Here is a 21,220-nt window from a genome sequence, read left to right on the forward strand (position 1 = left end):
GTGCCATGTCCCGATTAGGGCAGACAACTACCGTGAAACAGTCCCTACGTGATCTTGCCGCGCTGGTCGCCCGGTTAGGCGTGGGCGGGATCTTCTTCGCCAACGGCTGGGCCAAGCTCGAAGACGGCCTGAAGATCACCGGGGCGAAGTTCCTGGAGCAGGGCGCCCCCGCCCCTGGCGCCTGGGCCACGGTCACCATGCTCGCCGAGCTCATCGGCGGCGCGCTGCTCATCGCCGGGCTCGCGGTCTCCATCACGGGGCTGATCCTCTTCGCCGAGGCGCTGGCCGTCTTCCTGGTCGCGCCCCCGCTCAACCCCATCAGCCTGAACGAGCTCATCCTCCTCGGCGCGGCCAGCCTGCTGCTCGCCGTCGTCGGCGCGGGCCGCGTGTCGGTCGATCACATGGTCGTCATCAGGCGCAGGGAGTCGCAGGCGGCCGACGAGTTCGCCGCCGACACCGAGGCCGACCGCGTGATCGCCGCGCTCAAGGAGCCCGAGGAGAAACCCGCGGAACCGGCTCCGGCTCCGGCTCAGAAGACGGAGGAGGCCCCCTCCTCGTCCGAGGACACCGCGCCCCACCCGAAGCCGCGTACCACGGCCAAGGAGCCGGGCAACGGCGAGGAGGTCACGACCGCGCCGGGAGACACGCTGGTGGCGGGCCGCAAGAAGCCCGCGCCGCGCAACCGCCGCCCCTCCACGGACTGATCGAATACCCCTGGGGTTTCCGCGCGGGCGGCGTTGGACTCCCCGACGCATCAGACCACCGCACCTTCGACCGCGCCGACCGCCGCGAGCGCTTCGTCAACCTCACCTTCACCGCCACCGTGCTGGAGGAGGGCGCCCCGCTGGGCTGGCAGGTGAACAACGCGTTCGCCGCCGTGCCCAACCCGCATCCGGCCGTGGACGGCGTCCACCTCGTGGACGTCAACCGTCGACGTGCACATTCCGACCGTGGGGGCGCTGGCCGATGTACCGATCGCTCAGCGTCGCCGCGGCGATCCTGCTGCCCGGCGGACCGGCTCAGCAGGAGGAGCCCGTACGTCCGCCGCTCGCGGGGGAGGCGCCCGCCACCGCGCCGGTCCTCGACCTCGGCGGCAAGGTGATCGACATCGCCGAGCGCGTCTCCAACCTGGACGAGTCGGTGACGAACGAGACCAGCGGCACGCGCCGGACGATCACCGTGGCCGCCGACGTGCTGTTCGCCTTCGGCAAGGCCACGCTCACCGGCAAGGCCAAGAGCCGACTCGCCGAGACGGCCGAGGCGCTGAAGCCGAGTTCACCGCCGAGGGGCACGGCAAGGCCGACCCGGTGGCCCCCAACGCCCTGCCGGACAGCGGCGACGACCCCAAGGGCCGCGCCAAGAACCGCAGGGTGGAGGTCGCCTTCGCCAGGTGAGGGGGCCTCTACAGGTCAGCGGTGAGCCGGGCGACCGTGCGCATCTTGTTCATCGCGTCCAGCGCCGCCACCTTGTACGACTCCGCCAGCGTCGGATAGTTGAACACCGCGTTGACCAGGTAGTCGACCGTGCCGCCGCACCCCATGACGGTCTGCCCGATGTGCACCAGCTCGGTGGCGCCCGTGCCGAACACGTGCACGCCGAGCAGCCGCCGGTCCTCGGAGGACACCAGCAGCTTGAGCATGCCGTACGAGTCGCCGATGATCTGCCCCCTGGCCAGCTCCCGGTAGCGCGAGATGCCCACCTCGAACGGCACCTTGTCGCGGGTCAGCTCGTCCTCCGAGCGGCCGACGAAGCTGATCTCGGGGATGGTGTAGATGCCGATGGGCGGCAGCTCGGCCAGGTCGCCCGACGGCTCGCCGCAGGCGTGCTGCGCGGCCAGCCTGCCCTGCTCCATCGAGGTGGCGGCCAGCGCGGGGAAGCCGATCACGTCGCCGACGGCGTAGATGTGGGGCACCTCGGTGGCGAAGTTCTCGTCCACCTTGATCCGGCCGCGGTCGTCGGCCGACAGCCCGGCGGCCTCCAGGCACAGCTCGGCGGTCTTGCCCTGGCGGCCGGCCGAGTACATGACGCAGTCGGCCGGGATGATCTTGCCGCTCTCCAGCAGGGTCAGCGCGCCGCGCGGGCGGCGCTCGACGGCCGCCACGTTCTCGCCGAACCGGAAGGTGACCGCGAGGTCGCGCAGGTGGTACTTCAGCGCCTCGACGATCTCCAGGTCGCAGAACTCCAGCATGCGCTCGCGCCGCTCGATCACGGTCACCTTGGTGCCGAGCGCGGCGAACATGGAGGCGTACTCGATGCCGATCACCCCGGCGCCCACCACGACCAGCGTCTCGGGCACCCGGTCGAGCCGCAGGATCGCGTCGGAGTCGATCACGGTCTTGTCGTCGAACTCGACGCTCGCCGGCCGGGCCGGCGAGGTGCCGGTCGCGATCACGATCTTGTCGGCGGTGACCTTCTTCTCGTCCTGGTCCTCGCCGCTGATGCCGATCGTGTACGGGTCGAGGAAGCGGCCGGTGCCCTGGAGCACCGTCACGTGGTTGCGGGCCAGCTGCGCGCGGATCACCTGGATCTCCCGGCCGATCACGTGCTGGGTGCGCATGCCGAGGTCGGTGACCGTGATCTCGTCCTTGACGCGGTAGCTGGCGCCGTACAGCTCCCGCTGGTTGAGCCCCGTCAGATAGAGGACGGCCTCGCGCAGCGTCTTCGACGGGATCGTGCCCGTGTTGATGCACACGCCGCCGATCATGTTCCGTTTCTCGATCACCGCCACACGCTTGCCGAGTTTCGCGGCCGCGATCGCCGCCTTCTGCCCGCCCGGTCCCGAGCCCAGGACCACCACATCGAAGTCCGCCACGCCGTCCAGTCTGCGGGGTCGCCCGTACGGCGGAAAAGACCCCTCTGGGAGACTCCGGGGTATGTCTCGCAGATTCACACAGGTCGACGTCTTCGCCGCCACTCCGTACCTCGGCAACGCGCTCGCGGTCGTCATCGACGCCGACGGGCTGAGCACGGAGGAGATGCAGCGCTTCGCCCGATGGACGAACCTGTCGGAGACCACCTTCCTGCTGCCGCCCACCAGCGGGGAGGCCGACTACCGGGTGCGCATCTTCACCCCCGACCGCGAGCTGCCCTTCGCCGGGCATCCCACGCTGGGCTCCTGCCACGCCTGGCTGGAGGCGGGCGGCGTGCCGCGCAAGGAGGGCGAGGTGGTGCAGGAGTGCGAGGCCGGGCTCGTGCCGCTGCGCGTCACCGGCGACGGCCTGGCCTTCGAGGCGCCGCCGCTGATCCGCTCGGGACCGGTGGACGAGGAGCTGCTCGGCCGGGTCGCCGGCGCGCTCGGCATCGAGCGCGCCGACATCGTGGCCGCCGAGTGGGCCGCCAACGGCCCCCACTGGATCGGGGTGCTGCTGGCGGACGCCGAGCAGGTGCTGGCGCTGCGCCCCGGCACGGTGCCTGAGGACATCGGCGTCGTGGGTCCCCACCCCGAGGGGTCGGAGTGCGCGTTCGAGGTGCGGGCGTTCTTCCCGCAGAACGGCGCCACCGTCGAGGACCCCGTGACCGGGAGCCTGAACGCCGCGCTCGCCCAGTGGCTGCTGCGCACCGGCCGGGCGAGCGCCCCCTACGTCGCCTCGCAGGGCACCGTGATCGGCAGGCGGGGCCGCGTGCACGTCTCCACCGACGCCGAGGGCCGGATCTGGGTCGGCGGCGCGGTCACGACCTGCGTCACGGGCACGCTCAACCGCTGAGCTGCTGCGCGAGCGTGAAGCGGACCTGGTCGCCTGGCCGCAGCTGGGCCGCGACCGGCAGGTCGGCGGCCAGCACCACCGCGATCACCGGGTAGCCGCCGGTGGGCGGGTGGTCGGCGAGGAAGACGATCGGCTGCCCGCTCGGCGGCACCTGCACCGCCCCGGTCACCATGCCCTCGCTCGGCAGCTCGCCCTCCCTGGCCCGCGCCAGCTCGGGTCCGTGCAGCCGCACGCCGACGCGGTTGCTGTCCTGGCTCACCTCGTACGGCCGCCCGCACAGCACCTCCAGCGCCCCGCCCGCGAACCAGTCGTCGCGCGGCCCCGGCACCACCCGCAGCACGGCGGGCCGCGGCCCCGGCAGCGGCGCCTGGTCCACGGTGATCAGTCCGTCGGCCGCGCCGACCGGCAGCGTGTCGCCGGACCGCAGCGGCGGGGGCCCGAGCCCGGACAGCGAGTCGGTCGACCTGCTGCCGAGCACCGGCCCGACCGCGATGCCGCCGCGCACCGCCACGTACGTACGCAGCCCTGTCTCGGGCATCCCGAAGCTCAGCTCGGCTCCGGCGGGCACCCAGAACGGCGCCCCCATGCCGGGCCGCACCCCGGAGGCGCCCGCCGTCCGCACCTCCAGCGGCGCCCCCGTCACCGCCACCCACGCCGCGTCCGCGAACCGCAGCCGCGCCCCGCCGAACGTCAGCTCGACTCCCGCCAGCCACTCGGCGTTGCCGACCAGCCGGTTGGCCAGCTTCAGCGCGGGCGCGTCGGCCGCGCCCGAGCACGGCACGCCCAGATGCGCGAACCCCGGCCGCCCGAGATCCTGGACGGTCGCATAAGGACCCGGCGCCACGACCTCGATCATGCGACCTCGAACCGCACCCGCGTGCCCGGCCTGAACAGCGACGGCGGATCGGCGGAAACGTCCCACACCCGCACCGACGTCCGCCCGAGCAGCCGCCAGCCGCCCGGCGACGCCGTCGGATAGACCGCCGAGTAGGGTCCGGCGACGGCCACGGAGCCCGCGGGCACCGACGTGCGCGGCGTGTCCAGCCGGGGCATCTCCAGCACCGGGTCGAGCCCGGTCAGGTAGGCGAAGCCGGGGGCGAACCCCAGCCACCCCACCACCAGCTCACGCCCGGTGTGCCGGTCGATCACCTCCGCCACGGAGAGCCGGGCCAGCTCGGCCACGGACTCCAGGTCGGCCCCGTCGTAGACGACGGGAATGGTGACGACAGGACGTTCGCGGCCTTCGTCCGCCGCCGTCTTGCCGCTCTCCTCGCGTACGACCGACTCGAGCCGCGTCCGCAACCGCCCCTGATCCGCGCCAGGCGCCACCACCAGCACCGTCGCGGGCCCTGGCACGATCTCCACGACGCCCGCCGGCCGCGCCGCGCGCAACGCCGCGTCGACGCGGTGCGACAGCTCCAGCGAGCCCGTCTCCACGAGCAGCCCGTGCTCCCCGGCCGTGCGGATCACGCGAACGCCTGCAGGACCACTCCGGCCGCCAGCAGCGCGTCGCGCACCCCCTGCGCCAGCCTGACCGCGTCAGGCGTGTCGCCGTGGACGCAGATGGAACGCGCGGAAAGAGGCACGGAACTGCCGTCAGCGGCCGTCACAGAGCCTTCCACGGCCATCTGGCGGGCGCGGGCGGCCACCGCCTCGGGGTCGTGGATGACCGACCCCGGCTCGCGGCGCGGCACCAGCATGCCCGCCGGCGTGTACGCCCGGTCGGCGAACGCCTCGCTCACCGTCGGCACCCCCTCGGCCGCCGCCACCCGGTGCACCACCGAGCCCGGCAGGGTCAGCACCGGCAGCGCGGGGTCGTAGTCGGCGACCGCCTCGATCACCGCCATGGCCTGCTCCTCGTCGCGGCAGATCCGGTTGTAGAGCGCGCCGTGCGGCTTGACGTAGGAGACCCGCCCGCCCATCGCCCTCGCGATGCCGTCGACGGCGGCGAGCTGGTAGAGCACCTCGGCGCACAGCTCCTCCGGCTCGACCTCCATCTCCCTGCGCCCGAAGTGGGCCAGGTCGCGATAGGACACCTGCGCCCCGATCGACACCCCGCGGTCCACGGCCGCCGCGCACGTGCGCCTGATCGTCACCGGGTCGCCCGCGTGGAAGCCGCAGGCCACGTTGGCGCTCGTGACGACGTCGAGCAGCGCGAGGTCGTCGCCGAGCCGCCAGATGCCGAAACCCTCGCCCAGGTCAGCGTTCAGGTCGATCACCATGGCACCCATCATGGCGGGTACGGCTACCTCGGCGCGACGAACAACGTCTGCGTGGCCGCGCCGACCTCACCGCTCTCGTCGTACAGGGTGCTCCGGGTCAGGCCGCGGCCGGACGGTCCGACGACGGTCTCCGCGTCCATGCAGACCCATTCGCCCGCCGGCGCGCGGAACAGCGAGATCGTCAGATCGACGTTCACGAACACGTGCGTGCCGAAGCTCAGGGCGGCGCTGATGCCGTTGCCGCTGTCGGCGAGCACCGCCACCCGCTCGAACGGCGCCGGCTCCTCGCCCTCGACCAGCGGCACGCGCAGCCTGCCCCACGCCGTCGCGGGGCCCGTCTCACCGGGGCCGCCCGCGACGAACCGCCACTCCATCGCCCGCCCGTAGCCGAAGTCGGTGGCCAGCCAGGAGCCGTCGGGCTCGACGGAGCGCGGGGGAGCGGGCGGGGCGGCGCCGCCCACCGGGGGCATCTCCTCCGTACGGATGCGCCAGGCCGTGGCCCTGACGTATTCGCGGCCGCCCGACGACACGCTCGCCGACAGGCACTGCACCCGCTTGCCGTCGCGTACGACGTCGGTCGTGACCTCGAGCTCGGCCACCGGCACCGGCGCGAACACGTCGGCCACCAGCCGGGACGGCTCCAGCCCCGGGCGCGGCGCGGTCTGGGCCAGCTCGTGCGCGATCAGCGCGGCGACCGGCCCCATGTGCTGCGTGCGAGGGTCCCAAGGACCTTGTGTGTGCTCCGACGCCAGGTAGCGGCCGCGGGCAAGTCGCCGGTACATCGCCATGGATGAGAACTCTAGAACTCGTCGGGGATGTCCGCGATGTCGTCGAGCGCCGCCGCCAGCTCGTCGGGATGGCCGCCGATCCGCTCGACGATCTCGATCAGCACGTGGAGCACGTCGTGGCGGTCGTGGCCGAGGTCGAGCAGCCGCTGCGCGGCCTCCCACAGCTGCGGCGGGTCGCCGTCCCACAGCCGGCTCGCGATCTCCTCGTGCCAGGCCAGGTGCTCCTGGTCGATCACGGTGCCGTGGTCGATCTCGAGTAACGTACGGCGGTCGGCGGCGTCGGCCGGGTCGAGCCGGTCGAGGTCGATGCCGTTGTGGGTGCCCTGCAGATAGGGGAAGGCGAAGGCCCGCCTGGCCAGTGCCGACAGGTCGCCGTCGGGCAGGAGTCTTTCGAGCAGCGGCCGGTCGAGCCCGAACGTCGTCGGGTCGCGGTAGGCCTCGGGGAACTTCCCGATAGCCTCCCACACCGCGTCGAGCGTGGCCTTGAGCCCCTGCTCGGGCAGCCCCGTGCGGCGCGCCGCGAAGCGCACCCACGCCGCCAGCACGTGCGGCATCGCCTCCTGCTCCGCCTCGCTCAGCATCACTTTGCGCGGCAGCCAGTCGAGCAGGAACGTCTCGCACTTGGTCGGGCTCACCCGCAGCGGCCGGTTGAAGTCCTGGTCGCAGCCGTAGTCGATGATGTGGTCGGCGCAGCGCGAGGCCGCCGAGGGGTCGGACAGGTGCTCGGCCGCGTCGGAGGCGAGGAACTCCGCCGCCAGCATGGCCCGCCGCTCCCTGCTGTAGGGGGCCTCGGTGTGCAGCGGCGCGGGACGCTTGCGCCCCGGCGGCAGCGCCTTGAGCCTGGCCCTGGCGAAGGCGTGGTAAGCGCTGTAGCTGTCGCTCACCGGCGGCGGCGTCTTCGGCTCTCTGGTGGCCTTCATCGCCGACTCCAGCAGCGCCCTGGCCTGGTCGGGCTCGATCTCCTCGAACAGCAGCAGCGGGTTGCCCGCCGCCTCGGCCCTGGCCTGCTCCAGCAGTTTGTCGACCTGCGAGGAGACCCAGGCGTCGCGGGCCATGCCGCTCATGTTGTAGTCGACCACCAGGACCAGCGCGTGGCGGTCCATCGGCTGCTCGCTGTCGTTCCAGCGGTAGGCGAAGGTGCAGATCACCGTGTCCTGGTCGCCGTAGGCGTCGCGGGAGACGTAGCAGCCGGCCGGTTTCACCGCGCCGACCCGGTCGGCCCAGCCGGGACGCGCCACGCCCGACTCCATCATCGCCAGCGCCGCGCCCTCCGCCTTGGCGCCCTGGCGGGCGGTGCCGAGGTAGGCCAGGCAGATGAGCAGCGTGAGCGAGGCCGGGGTGCCGGCCTTGGCGGCGTAGTCGACCAGCCCCTCGCCGAGCACCTGCTCGACGTCGCCGCCCCTGACCCGCCTGCCCCACCAGGCGCCGATCATGTCGGAGACCATCAGCTCCGCGTCGAGGGGAGTGCGTACGGCCAGCAACTCACGAGCCGCCTGCACCATCTCCTTGAACACGTCGTCAGGAGGGGTGCTCTCCCGGGGATCTCGTCGGTGTCGGCGCACACCCTCACTCTCTCGTATTCCGGGCGCGGACGGTGCGGAGAACACGGCCCGGTGACCTCGATGTTATCGGCGGCGGCGATCGAGAAGGACACGAGACGGACCCGCCGATCAGGACACTTCACGCTCGTCACGCTGTCGTGGGACGCCGTGCGCCGGCGTCCCGGGGTCAGCGGACGCCGCGCGGCGGCGGCGCGGAGTTGACGATCGCGAGCAGGTGCTCCCGGGCGATGCGTTCCACGATCTCGGGTGTCGCCGAGATGCCCAGGTGCTGCGCGCACGCGCACACGTCGGCCACGCATCGGTCGATCGTGTCCACGGGCACGGTCAGGAACTCTTCGGCCAGCCTGAGACTGACCGGCTCCCGCAGGAACCGTGTGGCCAGAGCGAGCATAGGAGTGAGATTCCTCTGAACCGTAGGGGCAAACCCCCAGGAATGTCTGCAGGGCGACTTGCGCTCCCATTCCACCTTTTCTCGGGCGCGTGTCAAGGCTCCGCGCGGCCTGTGTTCACTTCACCGGGTGAGCTTTCATGCAAAGCTGTCTTCATGCGCATCCAGCTCGCCCAGCGGAGCGAGGCGAATGAGCTCCTCGGCCGCAGTCCGTTCGCCCTGCTCGTCGGCATGCTGCTCGACCAGCAGATCCCCATGGAATGGGCGTTCACGGGGCCGTACACGATCTCCGAGCGGCTCGGGCGCGACCTGACCGCGCAGGAGGTCGCCTCCTACGACCCCGAGGCGTTCACCGCCCTGCTCGCGGACAAGCCGGCCGTGCATCGCTACCCCAAATCCATGGCGGCCCGCATCCAGCAGCTGGCTGCCTATATCGTCGAGCACTACGACGGACGGCCCGAGAACATCTGGGCCGACGCCGCCGACGGTCAAGAATTGGTGAAACGACTCATGGCCCTGCCGGGATACGGCAAGCAGAAGGCCCAGATCTTTTTGGCATTGCTGGGCAAGCAGTCGGGGGTCCAGCCATCAGGCTGGCGTGAAGCAGCCGGACTCTACGGCGAGGAGGGGTCGTACCGGTCGGTGGCCGACGTGGTCGACGCCGACAGCCTGGCCCGCGTGCGGGCGGCCAAACAGGAGGCCAAGCGCGCGGCCAAGGGCCAGTAGGGGCCCAGAGGTCGTGGCGGGATCCGCCCCGGCGATCTGGCGCTGTAACCTGATCTTGCTGCGCAATGTGGAGCGACTTTGACAGGATGCGTAGACCCTAGAGGCGACAGGGCCGCGGCGGGGGCTTCCGTCCGTACATGCCCATCGTCGATGATGTACTGCAGAATCCGGTCGCCCGGAGCTGCGCTACGCCGATACACAGTTATGGAGATGTGCCGCGTGGGAGACCCTGGCACGCGACGGAGGTGCGGACCATGAGCGCCGAGACCTCCGTTCCCCGTCCCCGGGAGTCGGATGTGGACATCTCAGACTCCGCCCTCTTCAAGGGCATGTTGTCGGAGGCCGAGTTCGCCTTCGCGTTCTTCGACGCCGACAGCCGCATCCAGCGGGTCAACGACGTCTTCAGCGACGTCGTCAACGTGCCCGCCGACCGCATGATCGGCAGGCAGCCGGTCGAGGTGCTGTCCGCCGACCTCAGCCAGATCATCACGCACGCCGTGCAGGCGGTCATCGAGGGTGACGCGCCGGTCACCGAGGGCCGCGTCCGCGTGCGCTCCGCCGAGGGCGACACGCGCCACTGGTCGCTGTCCTTCTCGCCGGTCCACGACGACGCCGGCGAGCTGCGCGCGATCGCCCTGGTCGGGCTCGACGTCACCGAGAGCCGCCAGACCGAGGAGGCGCTGCGCCGCAGCGAGGAGCGCTACCGCTCGCTGGTCGAGGCGCAGTCCCAGCTCGTCTGGATCACCTCGCCCACCGGCGCCGTGGTCGAGGACGCCCCGCAGTGGCGCGCCATCACCGGCCAGGGCCTGGAGGAATACCTCGCCAACGGCTGGCTGGAGGTCGTCCACCCCGAGGAGCGGCAGCAGACCGAGGAGGCGTGGCGCGAGGCGCTGCGCGGCCGCACCATGTTCGAGTGGAACTACCGGGTGCGCACCCGGGCGAGCGGCTACCGCCACTTCGAGGTGCGGGCCGTGCCGATCATCCGCCACGGCAGGGTGGTGGAGTGGGTCGGCGCCAACACCGACGTCACGCCGCAGCGCGAGGCCGAGGAGATGCGCGGCAGGCTGACCGACCAGCTCGGCGCCGCCGCCCTGCGCACCGCGCGCCTCCAGGGCGCCACGGCCATGCTGGCGGAGGCGCTGACGGTCGAGCAGGTCGTTCAGGTCATCATCGACGTGGGCCGCACCGCGCTCGCCGCCGACCGCTCCGCCGTCGCGCTGCTCGACACCGACCGCGCCGCACTCAAGCTGATCAACGGCGAGGGCATCCTCGAGGCGTCAGGGGCCACCGGCGACGAGATCCCGCTGTCCCACTCCAACGTGATGACCATGGCGGTCAACAGCCGCCGCCCGGTCTTCGCCGAGTCACCCGAGTCGCTGAAGGCCCAGCTCCTCGAGGCCGGTGGCGACGAGGAGGTGCTGGCCCAGTTCATCGCCCGCGGCGACGAGCGGGCCTGGGTGGGCCTGCCGCTGCTGGCCGCCGGCCGCGCGCTCGGCGCCCTGCGCTTCTCCTTCACCAGGCCACAGAAGATCTCCCAGGAGGACGGCGTCTTCCTGGAGGCGCTGGCCGGTCAGTGCGCGCTCGCCGTCGAGCGGGCCACCCTGTTCGAGCGCGAGCACCGCACCGCCGAGACGCTGCAGCGCAGCCTGCTCCCTGACCGCCTGCCGGTGATCAAGGGCCTGGTGCTGGCCCAGCGCTTCCGCTCGGGCAGCCGCCACGTCCAGGTCGGCGGCGACTGGTACGACGCGTTCGAGCTGCAGGACGGGCGGGTCGCGGCGGTCGTCGGCGACGTCATGGGCAAGGGCGTCAAGGCCGCGGCCGGCATGGGCCGCATCCGCAACGCCATGCGGGCGCTGGCGCTGACCAACCCGCCGCCCGCGGCCGTGCTCACCGGTCTCGACCGCGTCTTCGACGCGACCGAGGAAGAGGAGCAGGTCACGACGCTGGCGTACATGGTGGTCGAGCCCGTCACCGGAGAGGGCACGCTGGCCATGGCGGGACACCCGCCACCCGTCCTGGTCTCTCCGCAGGGCACGGCGATCCTGTGCGACGCGGAGCCCGGCACTCCGCTAGGCTGGCCGACCAGCCGGAGGCAGTTCAGGTTCGTGGTGCCGCCCGGCCATACCGCCGTGCTCTACTCCGACGGTCTCGTCGAGAACAGGAAGCGCGGACTGGATGCCGGGCTCGCAGAGCTTTGCAGTGTTGTGACCGAAGCGCCGCCTGAGGTGGTGAGTAGTCCGCACATGTTGCTGGACTTCCTGGTTGACCGGATGTTGTCTGGATATGAACAGGATGATGACGTTACCGCGCTCGCAATCCACGTCCCACCAGCCACGAAGAGTGACTGAATGAAACAGTCATAACGGTTGCTTTCGGGTATCAGTGCCCCGCTTACGTACGCACTACTGTCTTGGTCGGCCTAGGGTGGAGGTCAACCGCCGGGAGGTGGCCGTATGGATCGCGGGGTCGTGCCACAATGCTGTGCAGGTCCGTCGCGGTCCGCACGGCCTCACCGATCTCCGAGAGAGGCAACAGCCCCCCAGCGGGCATCTGGGTCCATTGTCGCCACGCGTTCGTTCGAGAGGTGTTCGTGTCGCCTGCAAGTTCGACTCGCTCGAAGCCACAAGAGCTGAACGAGCCCGTCATTCAGCGACTGCTCGAGCGTGGGCGCTCGCAGGGTTTCCTCGAGTCTGAGGATGTCCGTCAGGCCTTCGAGGAGGCGGACATCCCCATGTCGCACGCCGCCGCGTTCTTGCGGAACCTCAGCAAAGAGGGCGTGACCGTGGTGGTGACCGCCGCGGATTCGGCTGCGCCGAAGAAGTCTCGTCCAGCAAAGCGCCGCACCGCCGCCCCCGTCAAGACCAAGACGGCGGCGGCCGCCAAAGAGCAGCAGCCCGAGACCGTGACCGCGGTCGTGGGCACCGCTGAAGCCGAGCCGGCCGCCAAGAAGGCGGCCCCTGCCAAGAAGGCCGCTCCGGCGGCGAAGAAGGCCGCGGCATCCGCCGCCGCCAAGAAGGCCGAGCCGAAGAACGCTGGGCCTGCCGAGACCAAGCCCAAGGGGCCCGACGCCGCGCGCGACGCCGACGACGACGAGGACATCGAGCTCGACGGCGACGTAGTGCTCGACGAGCTCGAGGACATCGACGTCGACGACGACGAGATCGTGGCCGAGGGCGACTCCGAGGGCGAGTCCGACGACGACACCGAGTCCGACGACGAACCGAAGCCCGCTGAGGTCGCCGTGGAGAAGAGCGAGGAAGAAGTCCTCATCCTCTCCGACGACGACGATGACGCCCCGGTCGCCCAGGTGGCCGCCGCCGGCGCCACCGCCGACCCGGTCAAGGACTACCTCAAGCAGATCGGCAAGGTCCCCCTGCTCAACGCCGAGCAGGAGGTCGAGCTGGCCAAGCGCATCGAGGCCGGCCTGTTCGCCGAGGAGCAGCTGGGCGGTGCCGAGACCGATGGGCTTCCCGTCGACGTCAAGGCCGAGCTTGAGTGGATCGCCGAAGACGGCCGCCGCGCCAAGAACCACCTGCTGGAGGCCAACCTCCGGCTCGTGGTCTCGCTGGCCAAGCGCTACACCGGGCGCGGCATGCTGTTCCTCGACCTGATCCAGGAAGGCAACCTGGGCCTCATCAGGGCCGTCGAGAAGTTCGACTACACCAAGGGCTACAAGTTCTCCACCTACGCCACGTGGTGGATCCGGCAGGCGATCACGCGTGCCATGGCCGACCAGGCGCGGACCATCCGCATCCCGGTCCACATGGTCGAAGTGATCAACAAGCTGGCCCGCGTCCAGCGGCAGATGCTGCAGGACCTCGGCCGCGAGCCCACGCCGGAAGAGCTGGCCCGCGAGCTGGACATGACGCCCGAGAAGGTCGTCGAGGTCCAGAAGTACGGCCGCGAGCCCATCTCCCTCCACACCCCGCTGGGCGAGGAGGGCGACAGCGAGTTCGGTGACCTCATCGAGGACTCCGAGGCCATCGTGCCGGCCGACGCCGTCAGCTTCACGCTGCTGCAGGAGCAGCTGCACTCCGTTCTCGACACGTTGTCGGAGCGGGAGGCGGGCGTCGTGTCCATGCGCTTCGGCCTCACGGACGGCCAGCCCAAGACGCTGGACGAGATCGGCAAGGTTTACGGGGTCACCCGTGAGCGCATCCGCCAGATCGAGTCCAAGACCATGTCGAAGCTGCGCCACCCGTCGCGGTCCCAGGTCCTGCGCGACTACCTGGACTGACCCGCATCAGGGCCCTGGTTCGCTGGGGCTCACCTCGTTGTGCGAAACGCCCCGCCGGAGTTCCGGCGGGGCGTTTCGGCTTCTTCGGTGACCTCAGGTGTTCCTGGGGTTCCAACTTTTCACAGGTGAATGTCCAGCACCCAGGGGCGCTTGGAGTTCGGGGGAGCGGTGAGCTGGGTGGTGTAGCCGAGGGAGTCGAGGGTCTTGACCAGCTCCTCAGGCGTGGCCGGCTGGGTCGGCTGGTGGAGCAGGGCGCGGGCGATCTCGCCGCGGGTGGCCTTCGCCATGTGGCTGACGACCTTGCCGTCGCGGAACACGCGTACCGTCACCGAGCGTGACCCCGGCTGCCAGGCACCCGCGTACGTGGCCGAGCGGAGATCCACCACCAGCCCCGGCAGCCGGTCGAGCTCCTTGGAGATCACCGGACGCCAGAAGGCCGCCAGACCGCCGACCGGCGGCAGGTTGACGCCCATGGACAGGCGGTAGGGCGGGATGCGGTCGGTGATCCGCACCACGCCCCAGAGCCCGGAGAAGATCAGTACGGACTCCTCGGCCCGAGCGAGCGCCTCCGCGTCCAGGGCCGCCAGGCCGAGGTTGTCGTACAGGACGCCGGTGTAGAGGGCGGCGGCGGGCAGGGTGGGCGCGGTCGCCAGCGCGGTGTTCTTGGCCAGCTCACCCGCGAGGCCCGGCGTCAGGCCCAGCACGTCGAGGGCGTCGCGGCGTTTGGAGGCCCGGACGAGCGCGGTCAGCACCCGCTTGCGGGACTTGCCGAGGGAGGGGAAGGACAGCTCGCCCACGGGTGGGCCGTCACCCTCCGACGCCTTGCCTTCGGACGGCGGCAACAGGATCAGCACAGTCCTCTACCCTATTGGCCCTGGCCAGTGGCCCTTTCCCAGGCCCGGGTCGCTAGGCTGCGCGGGTGGATGTCGACCTGCTCGTTCATGAGGCATGGCCCGCTTTCGAGGTGCGGGCGTACGACGGATGGCTGCTGCGACACGCCGGCGGGGTCACCAAGAGAGCCAATTCCGTGCTGGCGCTCGACCGGCCGTCCGACCTCGACCGGGCGATCTCGGCGGCTGAGGACTTCTACCGGGAGCGGGGGCGGCGATGCTTCTTCTCCATGGGCCCCGGCACCATGCCGGGGCTGGACGAGGAGCTCGGACGCCGGGGATACGAGGTGGTCGATCCCACGGTCGTCATGTCGGGGACGCCCAAGGGCGAGCCCGCCCCCGAGATCAGGGTCGAGGAGCGGCCCTGGCCGGGCTGGCTGGAGACCTGGTGGGCCGTGGACGGCCGCTACGCCGACGGGCTCGCCGTGGCCGAGCGGATCTGCACCGGCGTGCCGGCCCTGTACGCGGCGTACGAGGAGGGCGGCCGGGCATTGGCCGTCGGCCGGGCCGTCCCGCAGGGGGACACGCTCGGGGTCTACTGCATGGCCACGCTGCCCGGGGCCCGGCGCAGGGGACTGGCCAGGACGGTGCTGCGGGCACTGGTCGCCCATGCGGGCGGCGGCGAGGCGTATCTGGTGGTGACGGCTCAGAACGCGGGCGCCCAGTCCCTCTACCGAAGCGAGGGTTTCACGGCGACCGGCCGCTACCACTACCGCGCCGCCCCCCTCTGACCCGCACCCCCCGGTGTGTCGCCACGGCGGCCACCGTCCCTTCAGCCTTCGCCCTCAAGGGACCGGCCGGCGGAGGTGGGAGATGCGCCCCTACCGGGCTTCGCCGCGTACGAGCGCGACGCCCGTGGCTTCGTCACCGCGAACCAGGACCTGGTGGGCACGGGCGCGCCACCCTCATGCCGACCACGGCCCAGGCGCTGAGGCTGCGCGACGAGAGGCTGGGCAGTCTCAGTGAGATGCCGCCCGCTGAGGGGAATCCGGTTCATTCGTCGCTCGTCCTGCCCGAGCCGCCGCCCGTGCGGTAGGAGTCTGGGGCGGCCTCTCACCGCGAGCAGGTGAAAGCACGACGGCGACTCCGGGTGGACCCGGAGTCGCCGTCATGCGTTTCGCAATATGTGGTTATCTCACACGATGAACGCTGTGATCAGCGCTCATCGCTGGGGGCGGTTGCAGGGGTTTCGCTGAGCCGAGCCGACTCGTCCAGGATGTCGGCGCCCTTTTCACGCAACGCTGCGATGTGCTGACGCCCGTGGTGGGCGCAGAACAGCAGCTCCCCACCCACAGGCAGGGTCGCGCGAATGTAGGCCTGGGCACCGCAGCGGTCGCAGCGGTCGAGGGCCGTCAGCGGCTTAACGGGGGCGAGAGCTCCAGTCACGTATCGCCTTTCGGGTCACCCCCGCCGAAGCGAGGATCTGGCGTCAGTCACTTGGAACAACATCTAACCGGACGTGGACGTTCCCAACCGCCCCCTCTCTACGCCCAGAGCGGAATGTGTCCGGAAGTAATGACGATCAGCCGGTTGGTAACGGCAAACGAGCGACCATGGCAAGCTTGTACGCGCGCGTACGGGAAGAACGGTAGGCTACGCACACGTGTTCGATGACTAGAACAGGGGAGCTGGAGTGACGCTAGTGGAGGCGGGTTACACGGCTCGTCACCTGTCGGTGCTTGAGGGTCTTGAGGCCGTCCGCAAGCGCCCGGGCATGTACATCGGGTCCACCGACAGTCGCGGGCTCATGCACTGCCTCTGGGAGATCGTGGACAACGGCGTCGACGAGGCGCTGGCGGGCCACTGTGACCGCATCGAGGTCGAGCTCTACGCCGACGGCTCCATCGAGGTGCGCGACAACGGCCGCGGCATCCCCGTCGACATCGAGCCCAAGAGTGGCCTGGCCGGCGTCGAGCTCGTCTACACCAAGCTCCACGCGGGCGGCAAGTTCGGCGGCGGCTCCTACGGCGCCTCCGGCGGCCTGCACGGCGTGGGCGCCTCCGTGGTCAACGCCCTGTCGGCGCGCGTCGACGTCGAGGTCGACCGTGACGGGGTGGTCCACGAGATCAGCTTCAGGCGCGGGGTCCCCGGCATCTTCGACGGCGATGGGCCCACCGCCAAGTTCAAGAAGAAGTCCGGCCTGCGCATCGGCGACAAGATCCCGAAGAACGTCTCGGGCACCCGCGTGCGCTTCTGGGCCGACAAGCAGATCTTCCTCCCCGACGCCGAGGTCTCGCTCGACGAGATCCACGTACGCCTGCGGCAGACCGCGTTCCTGGTCCCCGGCCTGACCCTGGCCGTCTACGACAGCCGGCACGAGGAGCGCCTGGAGGAGGAGTTCCGCTTCGACGGCGGCATCTCCGAGTTCACCGAGTTCTTGGCCCGCGACGAGGCGATCTGCGACGTGCTGCGCCTGCAGGGCGTCGGCCACTTCCACGAGACCGTGCCGGTCCTCGACGACCAGGGCCACATGACGCCCACCGAGGTCCAGCGCGAGCTGACGGTCGACGTGGCGGTCCGCTGGGGCAAGGGCTACGAGTCCACCGTGCGCTCGTTCGTCAACGTCATCGCCACGCCCAAGGGCGGCACCCACATCACCGGTTTCGAGCGCGGCCTCGTCCGTACGGTCAACGAGCTGCTGCGCGAGACCCGCCTGCTGAAGAACGGCGACGACCCCGTCACCAAGGACGACATCTCCGAGGGCCTGACCGGCGTGGTCACGGTCCGGGTGCCAGAGCCGCAGTTCGAGGGACAGACCAAGGAGGTGCTCGGCACCTCCGCCGCCACCCGCATCGTCTCCCACGTGGTCTCGCGCGAGCTCAAAGAGCTGTTCACCAACCCGCCGCGCGGCTACAAGCAGCCGCTGAGGGCGGTGCTGGAGAAGATCGTCGCCGCGGCCAAGGCCCGCATCGCGGCCCGCGAGCACCGCGACAACCAGCGCCGCAAGAGCGCGCTGGAAAACTCCGCGCTGCCGGCCAAGCTGGTCGACTGCCGCAGCGACGCCGTCGACCGCAGCGAGCTTTTCATCGTCGAGGGCGACTCGGCGCTCGGCACCGCCAAGCTGGCCCGCGACTCCGAGTTCCAGGCGCTGCTGCCGATCCGGGGCAAGATCCTCAACGTCCAGAAGGCGTCCGTGAGCGACATGCTCAAGAACGCCGAGTGCGCCGCCATCATCCAGGTGGTCGGGGCCGGGTCGGGCCGCACGTTCGACATCGACTCCGCCCGCTACGGCAAGGTCATCCTCATGGCCGACGCCGACGTCGACGGCGCCCACATCCGCTGCCTGCTGCTGACCCTCTTCCACCGCTACATGCGGCCGATGGTCGAGGCCGGGCGGGTGTTCGCCGCGGTGCCGCCGCTGCACCGCATCGAGCTGAGCAACCCGGGGCGCGGCAAGGACAAGTACATCTACTGCTACTCCGACGCCGAGCTGCAGAAGGTGCTGCGCGACCTGGAGCGGCGCGGCAAGCGGTGGAAGGACCCGGTGCAGCGCTACAAAGGTCTGGGCGAGATGGACGCCGACCAGCTGGCCGAGACCACCATGGACCCGCGCCACCGCATCCTGCGCCGCGTCCGCATCGAGGACGCCGAGGCGGCCGAGCACATCTTCAACCTGCTGATGGGCAGCGAGGTCGCGCCGCGCCGCGAGTTCATCGTCAACAGCGCCGCCGAAGTCGACCGCGACCACATCGACGCCTGACTCGCCACCCTTCCGGCCCGACCCCCGACCGCCCATGGGCGATACGGCGGCCGGGCCGCTTGCGCGCCCGCGGCGTGTGAGCGGGGGGCGGGCCGGCCCGAGACGGACAAGCGGCACGCTGACCTGCGGGGGGCGAGCGGCGGTATTGGCCTGAGGTGGGTGAGCGGCGCGCTGGCCCGAGACGCGGTAGTGGCGCGTCGGCCAGCGATGAGTGTGCGGCGGTACTGGTTCGGGTGGGTGAGCGGCGCGCTGGCTCAGGCGCGGTCCGCTGGCCTCGCTTGTGAGCGCGGGATCCGTCGGCCTTGCCTGTGTGCCGGCGCGTGTTCCCCGCTCGCCTGGGCGCGCGTGAGCGCGGTTTCGGCGGTCATGGCGGTACGGCGACCGCGGAAGGTCATCGTGAACGTGTGCGAGGGGTCCTTGGCGTTCGCCTCCTTCGCGTCCGAGGGGGTGTTCGCATCGGCGCGTCATGGGGCGCCTGGTTGGTTCCGCTGTTCCGATGAGGCGCCTGTGCGCCCGATTACGCGTCGCGCGGGCTTGAACGGAAGGGTCTGGAGGGACTGGCGAGGGCTCAGCGGCTCTGTGCGGCTTTCTGGGCCTGCGGAAGCCCTTTCATGGCCCCCTTGTGCCCCTTGATCGTCTCGGCGCGTCATTCGGGCGCTGAGGCCGTCTGAGTGCCCTTCAGCGTGTCCGGCGGAGAGGTGGGTGGTGCGTCGGACACGAAAAGCCTCGCTGCGGCGGGTCGGTGCCGCAGCGAGGGGTGGGTGGGCGCGAGTAAGGGGGCGGCGTGCTCGTCAGTCCGGGTAGGGGGACAGCAGGCCGGTGTGGACGTCGTAGAGGGCGCCGGCCACCGGCATGCCCGGGGGCAGGAACGGGGTGCTGCGGATCCGGGTGAGGTCGTGGCGCATGGCCGCGGCCTGGTCGGGGACGGTGTGGAAGTCCAGCATGCGGGTGTCCACCCCGTGGGCCTCGGTGAGGTCGTGTACGTCCTCGTCCGTCACCTTCGACATGCCGCAGTCCGTGTGGGCCATGACGAGCACCCGCTCCACGCCGAGCAGGTAAACGGCCAGCACCAAAGTACGCAGGACGTCATCCGTTACGCGGGCGCCCGCGTTCCGCAGAATCTTGGCGTCGCCGGGTTTGAGCCCCAGCAGGCCGAGGGGGTCGATGCGGGAGTCCATGCAGGTCACCACCGCCAGACCACGGGCCGCGCGGCCGGTCAGCTCGGAGGTGCCGAACTCCTTGGCGAACGTCGCGTTGGCGGCATACAGGTCGTCGAACGCACTCATGCCTCAAATAATCCCCCACCCCGCAAAAGTCATGTTCGCGGGGGGCCCGACTGGCCGTAGTTGGCAAACGTCCCACAAGAGAGCATCACCTTGAGTGATGATGTCGTAGCCGTACGTACGTGATCGAAGAAGGTTGTCGTGAGTAGGTCAGAATCGCTCGCCGAGTACCTCCGTGCGCAAGCCCGGCGTCGCCTCGACCGCGTGGAGTCCAGGGACGAGGGGCGAAACGCCAGATGCGCGCTCGCGCTCCTCGACGCCGCCGCGTACGCGGCCGCCCTGCCCGACGACGATCCCCTCATCCTCATGCTCGACCAGGCCGGCTGCTTCGGCCCGCTGGGGTGCGAGGAGTTCGATCCGGGGGAGGCCGGCACCGCGCTGATCCGGCACTGGCAGGGCGGGGAGCCCCACGACCTGCTCCTCGCCCTCCCCGCCGCGATCGCCGCCGCCACCTCCTGACCGGAAGGGGCCCACCGGCGTCGGGCTTGTGCCCTGATCCAGGCTCTGAACAGGCCGCTGCCCAGGCATGGGTCAGGCAGCCTGCTCGGGTCAGGCGGGCCGCTCGGGTCAGGCGGGCCGCTCGGGCGAGGGCCCGCCGTCCCGCGTGCGATCAGGCGGGCTCGTTGCCCGGCCGCCACTTGATGCCGCAGCCGATCGACGGCCGCTGATCCTGCGGCACCGGCTCGTCCGCCAGCACCGCGTCGATGGCCGCGCGCAGCGACGCGCCTGTCACGGGCCCGTGGTTCCCCGGCCGCGCCCCGTCGAACTCGCCCCGGTACGCCAGCCGGAGCCGCCCGTCGTACAGGAAGAAGTCGGGCGTGCAGGCCGCGCGGAAGGCCTTGGCCACCTCCTGGGTGTCGTCCAGCAGGTACGGGAACGTGAACCCCGCCCGTGCCGCCTGCTCGGCGAGGTGTGTCGGGTCGTCATCGGGGTAGGTCACGCTGTCGTTGCTGCAGATGGCGACGATCGACAACCTCGCGCCGTAGTCCTTGGCCAGGGCGGCGAGGCCGTCCTCGATCCGCCGTACGTACGGGCAGTGGTTCGACAGGAAGATCACGAGGGTGGCGGGCGACCCCTCGAGGTCACCCAGCGACACGCTGCCGCCGTCGATGGCGGTCAGGTCGAAGGCGGGTGCGGGAGTGCCGAGCGGAACCATGAACGAGTTGGCAGCCATGACACCCATTGTCGTCACGGAGAGGCTTAACAGGATGGGCGGCATAGCCGTTTTCCGAACCACCGTCATCGATTGCCGGGATCCCAAGGGACTGGCGGAGTTCTACTCGCAGCTGCTGGGCTGGCCGATCACCTCGGTCGAGGACGACTGGGTGGTGGTCACGAACGGCGGCTCGCCCGACCGGCTGGCCTTCCAGCTCGTCCCTGACCACCAGCCGCCCGACTGGCCGAGCGCCGAGCGCCCGCAGCAGATGCACATCGACGTGACGGTGTCCGACATGGACGAGGCCGAGCGCCAGGTGCTCAAGCTCGGCGCCCGCAAGCACGAGCACCAGCCCAGCGAGAACGATTCCTTCCGCGTCTTCCTCGACCCGGCCGGCCACCCGTTCTGCCTCTGCCACGACTGACCACACCGCCCAGGGCCGCGACCGACCCCGCGGCATCGAAGCCCGGGCCGGGCGAAGGGGACTGCTCCCGGCCCGGATGAGGGGCTGACCCCGCACTCCGCGGGGTCAGCCCCGAATCGTGTCAGGACGCCGTGAAGGAG

The 21,220-nt window shown here is 70.8% G+C and carries 21 protein-coding genes; 10 read left to right on the forward strand and 11 right to left on the reverse strand.

Translation table 11 applies throughout. The features are described from left to right. The first annotated feature begins 32 nt into the window (after nucleotides 1-32). Together AB0K28_RS00455 and AB0K28_RS00460 are read left to right on the forward strand one after the other, a co-directional pair. Entirely contained in the window at nucleotides 33-704 is a 672-nt protein-coding gene (locus AB0K28_RS00455) for a DoxX family protein (protein WP_364363283.1), read from the forward strand. Nucleotides 705-966: 262 nt separating this feature from the next. Further along, nucleotides 967-1,419, forward strand: coding sequence for a hypothetical protein (locus tag AB0K28_RS00460; protein WP_364363286.1), 453 nt, complete (start codon nucleotides 967-969; stop codon nucleotides 1,417-1,419). On the opposite strand, the gene sthA is transcribed toward AB0K28_RS00460, so the two are convergent. Then, complete coding sequence (gene sthA, locus AB0K28_RS00465; RefSeq protein ID WP_345387718.1) at nucleotides 1,403-2,812, reverse strand: Si-specific NAD(P)(+) transhydrogenase; 1,410 nt, start codon at nucleotides 2,810-2,812, stop codon at nucleotides 1,403-1,405. The two genes, AB0K28_RS00460 and sthA, sit on opposite strands and share 17 nt — an antisense overlap. A 61-nt stretch (nucleotides 2,813-2,873) precedes the next feature. Between sthA and AB0K28_RS00470 the strand changes: the two genes are divergently transcribed. Then, nucleotides 2,874-3,704 carry a PhzF family phenazine biosynthesis protein gene (locus AB0K28_RS00470; RefSeq protein WP_364363291.1) on the forward strand — a complete coding sequence of 277 codons (831 nt, stop codon included), beginning with the start codon at nucleotides 2,874-2,876 and terminating at the stop codon, nucleotides 3,702-3,704. Here the strand turns inward: AB0K28_RS00470 and AB0K28_RS00475 are convergent. From AB0K28_RS00475 to AB0K28_RS00500, 6 genes are all read right to left on the reverse strand, one after another. Beyond that, the gene (locus AB0K28_RS00475; protein ID WP_364363294.1) at nucleotides 3,694-4,560 is read right to left on the reverse strand and encodes a biotin-dependent carboxyltransferase family protein; all 867 of its coding nucleotides are present in this window, start codon (nucleotides 4,558-4,560) and stop codon (nucleotides 3,694-3,696) included. The two genes, AB0K28_RS00470 and AB0K28_RS00475, sit on opposite strands and share 11 nt — an antisense overlap. Beyond that, nucleotides 4,557-5,174: an allophanate hydrolase subunit 1 gene (locus AB0K28_RS00480; RefSeq protein WP_364363297.1), complete on the reverse strand. Its 618-nt coding sequence runs from the start codon at nucleotides 5,172-5,174 to the stop codon at nucleotides 4,557-4,559. Before AB0K28_RS00480 ends, AB0K28_RS00475 begins: the two co-directional genes overlap by 4 nt. After that, nucleotides 5,171-5,926 carry a 5-oxoprolinase subunit PxpA gene (locus tag AB0K28_RS00485; RefSeq protein WP_364363300.1) on the reverse strand — a complete coding sequence of 252 codons (756 nt, stop codon included), beginning with the start codon at nucleotides 5,924-5,926 and terminating at the stop codon, nucleotides 5,171-5,173. Before AB0K28_RS00485 ends, AB0K28_RS00480 begins: the two co-directional genes overlap by 4 nt. 23 nt (nucleotides 5,927-5,949) lie before the next feature. Beyond that, nucleotides 5,950-6,714: a thioesterase family protein gene (locus AB0K28_RS00490; RefSeq protein WP_364363303.1), complete on the reverse strand. Its 765-nt coding sequence runs from the start codon at nucleotides 6,712-6,714 to the stop codon at nucleotides 5,950-5,952. Between the two features lie 11 nt (nucleotides 6,715-6,725). Further along, nucleotides 6,726-8,216 carry a hypothetical protein gene (locus AB0K28_RS00495; RefSeq protein ID WP_364364486.1) on the reverse strand — a complete coding sequence of 497 codons (1,491 nt, stop codon included), beginning with the start codon at nucleotides 8,214-8,216 and terminating at the stop codon, nucleotides 6,726-6,728. A gap of 226 nt (nucleotides 8,217-8,442) precedes the next feature. Continuing rightward, nucleotides 8,443-8,667 (reverse strand): hypothetical protein, encoded by a 225-nt coding sequence (locus AB0K28_RS00500; RefSeq protein WP_345387711.1) that lies wholly within the window; start codon nucleotides 8,665-8,667, stop codon nucleotides 8,443-8,445. Nucleotides 8,668-8,820: 153 nt separating this feature from the next. On the opposite strand from AB0K28_RS00500, the gene AB0K28_RS00505 reads away from it, so the two are divergent. The 3 genes from AB0K28_RS00505 (at nucleotide 8,821) to AB0K28_RS00515 (ending at nucleotide 13,627) form a co-directional block, all read left to right on the forward strand. Then, nucleotides 8,821-9,390: an HhH-GPD-type base excision DNA repair protein gene (locus AB0K28_RS00505; RefSeq protein WP_364363306.1), complete on the forward strand. Its 570-nt coding sequence runs from the start codon at nucleotides 8,821-8,823 to the stop codon at nucleotides 9,388-9,390. Nucleotides 9,391-9,644: 254 nt separating this feature from the next. Further along, nucleotides 9,645-11,738, forward strand: a complete 2,094-nt coding sequence (locus AB0K28_RS00510) for a SpoIIE family protein phosphatase (RefSeq protein WP_345387707.1) — start codon at nucleotides 9,645-9,647, stop codon at nucleotides 11,736-11,738. A gap of 242 nt (nucleotides 11,739-11,980) precedes the next feature. After that, a complete protein-coding gene (locus AB0K28_RS00515; RefSeq protein WP_364363310.1) occupies nucleotides 11,981-13,627 on the forward strand; it encodes an RNA polymerase sigma factor in 1,647 nt (548 codons plus the stop codon). A gap of 119 nt (nucleotides 13,628-13,746) precedes the next feature. On the opposite strand, the gene AB0K28_RS00520 is transcribed toward AB0K28_RS00515, so the two are convergent. After that, entirely contained in the window at nucleotides 13,747-14,481 is a 735-nt protein-coding gene (locus AB0K28_RS00520; protein ID WP_364363313.1) for a peroxide stress protein YaaA, read from the reverse strand. Nucleotides 14,482-14,546: 65 nt separating this feature from the next. On the opposite strand from AB0K28_RS00520, the gene AB0K28_RS00525 reads away from it, so the two are divergent. Continuing rightward, nucleotides 14,547-15,248 (forward strand): GNAT family N-acetyltransferase, encoded by a 702-nt coding sequence (locus AB0K28_RS00525; protein ID WP_364363316.1) that lies wholly within the window; start codon nucleotides 14,547-14,549, stop codon nucleotides 15,246-15,248. A 424-nt stretch (nucleotides 15,249-15,672) separates the two neighbouring features. Here the strand turns inward: AB0K28_RS00525 and AB0K28_RS00530 are convergent, their stop codons facing one another. Further along, nucleotides 15,673-15,903: a hypothetical protein gene (locus AB0K28_RS00530; RefSeq protein ID WP_355413127.1), complete on the reverse strand. Its 231-nt coding sequence runs from the start codon at nucleotides 15,901-15,903 to the stop codon at nucleotides 15,673-15,675. 247 nt (nucleotides 15,904-16,150) lie between these two features. On the opposite strand from AB0K28_RS00530, the gene AB0K28_RS00535 reads away from it, so the two are divergent. After that, nucleotides 16,151-18,217 carry a DNA topoisomerase IV subunit B gene (locus tag AB0K28_RS00535; RefSeq protein ID WP_364363319.1) on the forward strand — a complete coding sequence of 689 codons (2,067 nt, stop codon included), beginning with the start codon at nucleotides 16,151-16,153 and terminating at the stop codon, nucleotides 18,215-18,217. A 791-nt stretch (nucleotides 18,218-19,008) separates the two neighbouring features. Here AB0K28_RS00535 and AB0K28_RS00540 read toward each other — a convergent pair. Further along, complete coding sequence (locus AB0K28_RS00540; RefSeq protein WP_364363322.1) at nucleotides 19,009-19,503, reverse strand: carbonic anhydrase; 495 nt, start codon at nucleotides 19,501-19,503, stop codon at nucleotides 19,009-19,011. A gap of 138 nt (nucleotides 19,504-19,641) precedes the next feature. Between AB0K28_RS00540 and AB0K28_RS00545 the strand changes: the two genes are divergently transcribed. Further along, nucleotides 19,642-19,959, forward strand: a complete 318-nt coding sequence (locus AB0K28_RS00545) for a hypothetical protein (protein WP_355413133.1) — start codon at nucleotides 19,642-19,644, stop codon at nucleotides 19,957-19,959. A 151-nt stretch (nucleotides 19,960-20,110) separates the two neighbouring features. On the opposite strand, the gene AB0K28_RS00550 is transcribed toward AB0K28_RS00545, so the two are convergent. Continuing rightward, nucleotides 20,111-20,674 carry a thioredoxin family protein gene (locus AB0K28_RS00550; RefSeq protein ID WP_345387697.1) on the reverse strand — a complete coding sequence of 188 codons (564 nt, stop codon included), beginning with the start codon at nucleotides 20,672-20,674 and terminating at the stop codon, nucleotides 20,111-20,113. A gap of 34 nt (nucleotides 20,675-20,708) precedes the next feature. On the opposite strand from AB0K28_RS00550, the gene AB0K28_RS00555 reads away from it, so the two are divergent. Beyond that, nucleotides 20,709-21,080, forward strand: coding sequence for a VOC family protein (locus tag AB0K28_RS00555; protein ID WP_364363327.1), 372 nt, complete (start codon nucleotides 20,709-20,711; stop codon nucleotides 21,078-21,080). Nucleotides 21,081-21,220 lie beyond the last annotated feature (140 nt).

This window comes from Nonomuraea sp. NPDC049504, from assembly GCF_040676845.1.
In the GTDB taxonomy this organism is placed as follows: Bacteria; Actinomycetota; Actinomycetes; order Streptosporangiales; family Streptosporangiaceae; genus Nonomuraea; species Nonomuraea salmonea.

Coding starts and splice junctions, on each gene's coding strand:
- AB0K28_RS00460 (WP_364363286.1), top strand. CDS start 967: ATGTACCGATCGCTCAGCGTCGCCGCGGCGATCCTGCTGCCCGGCGGA.
- AB0K28_RS00470 (WP_364363291.1), top strand. CDS start 2,874: ATGTCTCGCAGATTCACACAGGTCGACGTCTTCGCCGCCACTCCGTAC.
- AB0K28_RS00475 (WP_364363294.1), bottom strand. CDS start 4,560: ATGATCGAGGTCGTGGCGCCGGGTCCTTATGCGACCGTCCAGGATCTC.
- AB0K28_RS00485 (WP_364363300.1), bottom strand. CDS start 5,926: ATGGTGATCGACCTGAACGCTGACCTGGGCGAGGGTTTCGGCATCTGG.
- AB0K28_RS00490 (WP_364363303.1), bottom strand. CDS start 6,714: ATGGCGATGTACCGGCGACTTGCCCGCGGCCGCTACCTGGCGTCGGAG.
- AB0K28_RS00495 (WP_364364486.1), bottom strand. CDS start 8,216: ATGGTGCAGGCGGCTCGTGAGTTGCTGGCCGTACGCACTCCCCTCGAC.
- AB0K28_RS00500 (WP_345387711.1), bottom strand. CDS start 8,667: ATGCTCGCTCTGGCCACACGGTTCCTGCGGGAGCCGGTCAGTCTCAGG.
- AB0K28_RS00505 (WP_364363306.1), top strand. CDS start 8,821: ATGCGCATCCAGCTCGCCCAGCGGAGCGAGGCGAATGAGCTCCTCGGC.
- AB0K28_RS00510 (WP_345387707.1), top strand. CDS start 9,645: ATGAGCGCCGAGACCTCCGTTCCCCGTCCCCGGGAGTCGGATGTGGAC.
- AB0K28_RS00540 (WP_364363322.1), bottom strand. CDS start 19,503: ATGAGTGCGTTCGACGACCTGTATGCCGCCAACGCGACGTTCGCCAAG.
- AB0K28_RS00550 (WP_345387697.1), bottom strand. CDS start 20,674: ATGGCTGCCAACTCGTTCATGGTTCCGCTCGGCACTCCCGCACCCGCC.
- AB0K28_RS00555 (WP_364363327.1), top strand. CDS start 20,709: ATGGGCGGCATAGCCGTTTTCCGAACCACCGTCATCGATTGCCGGGAT.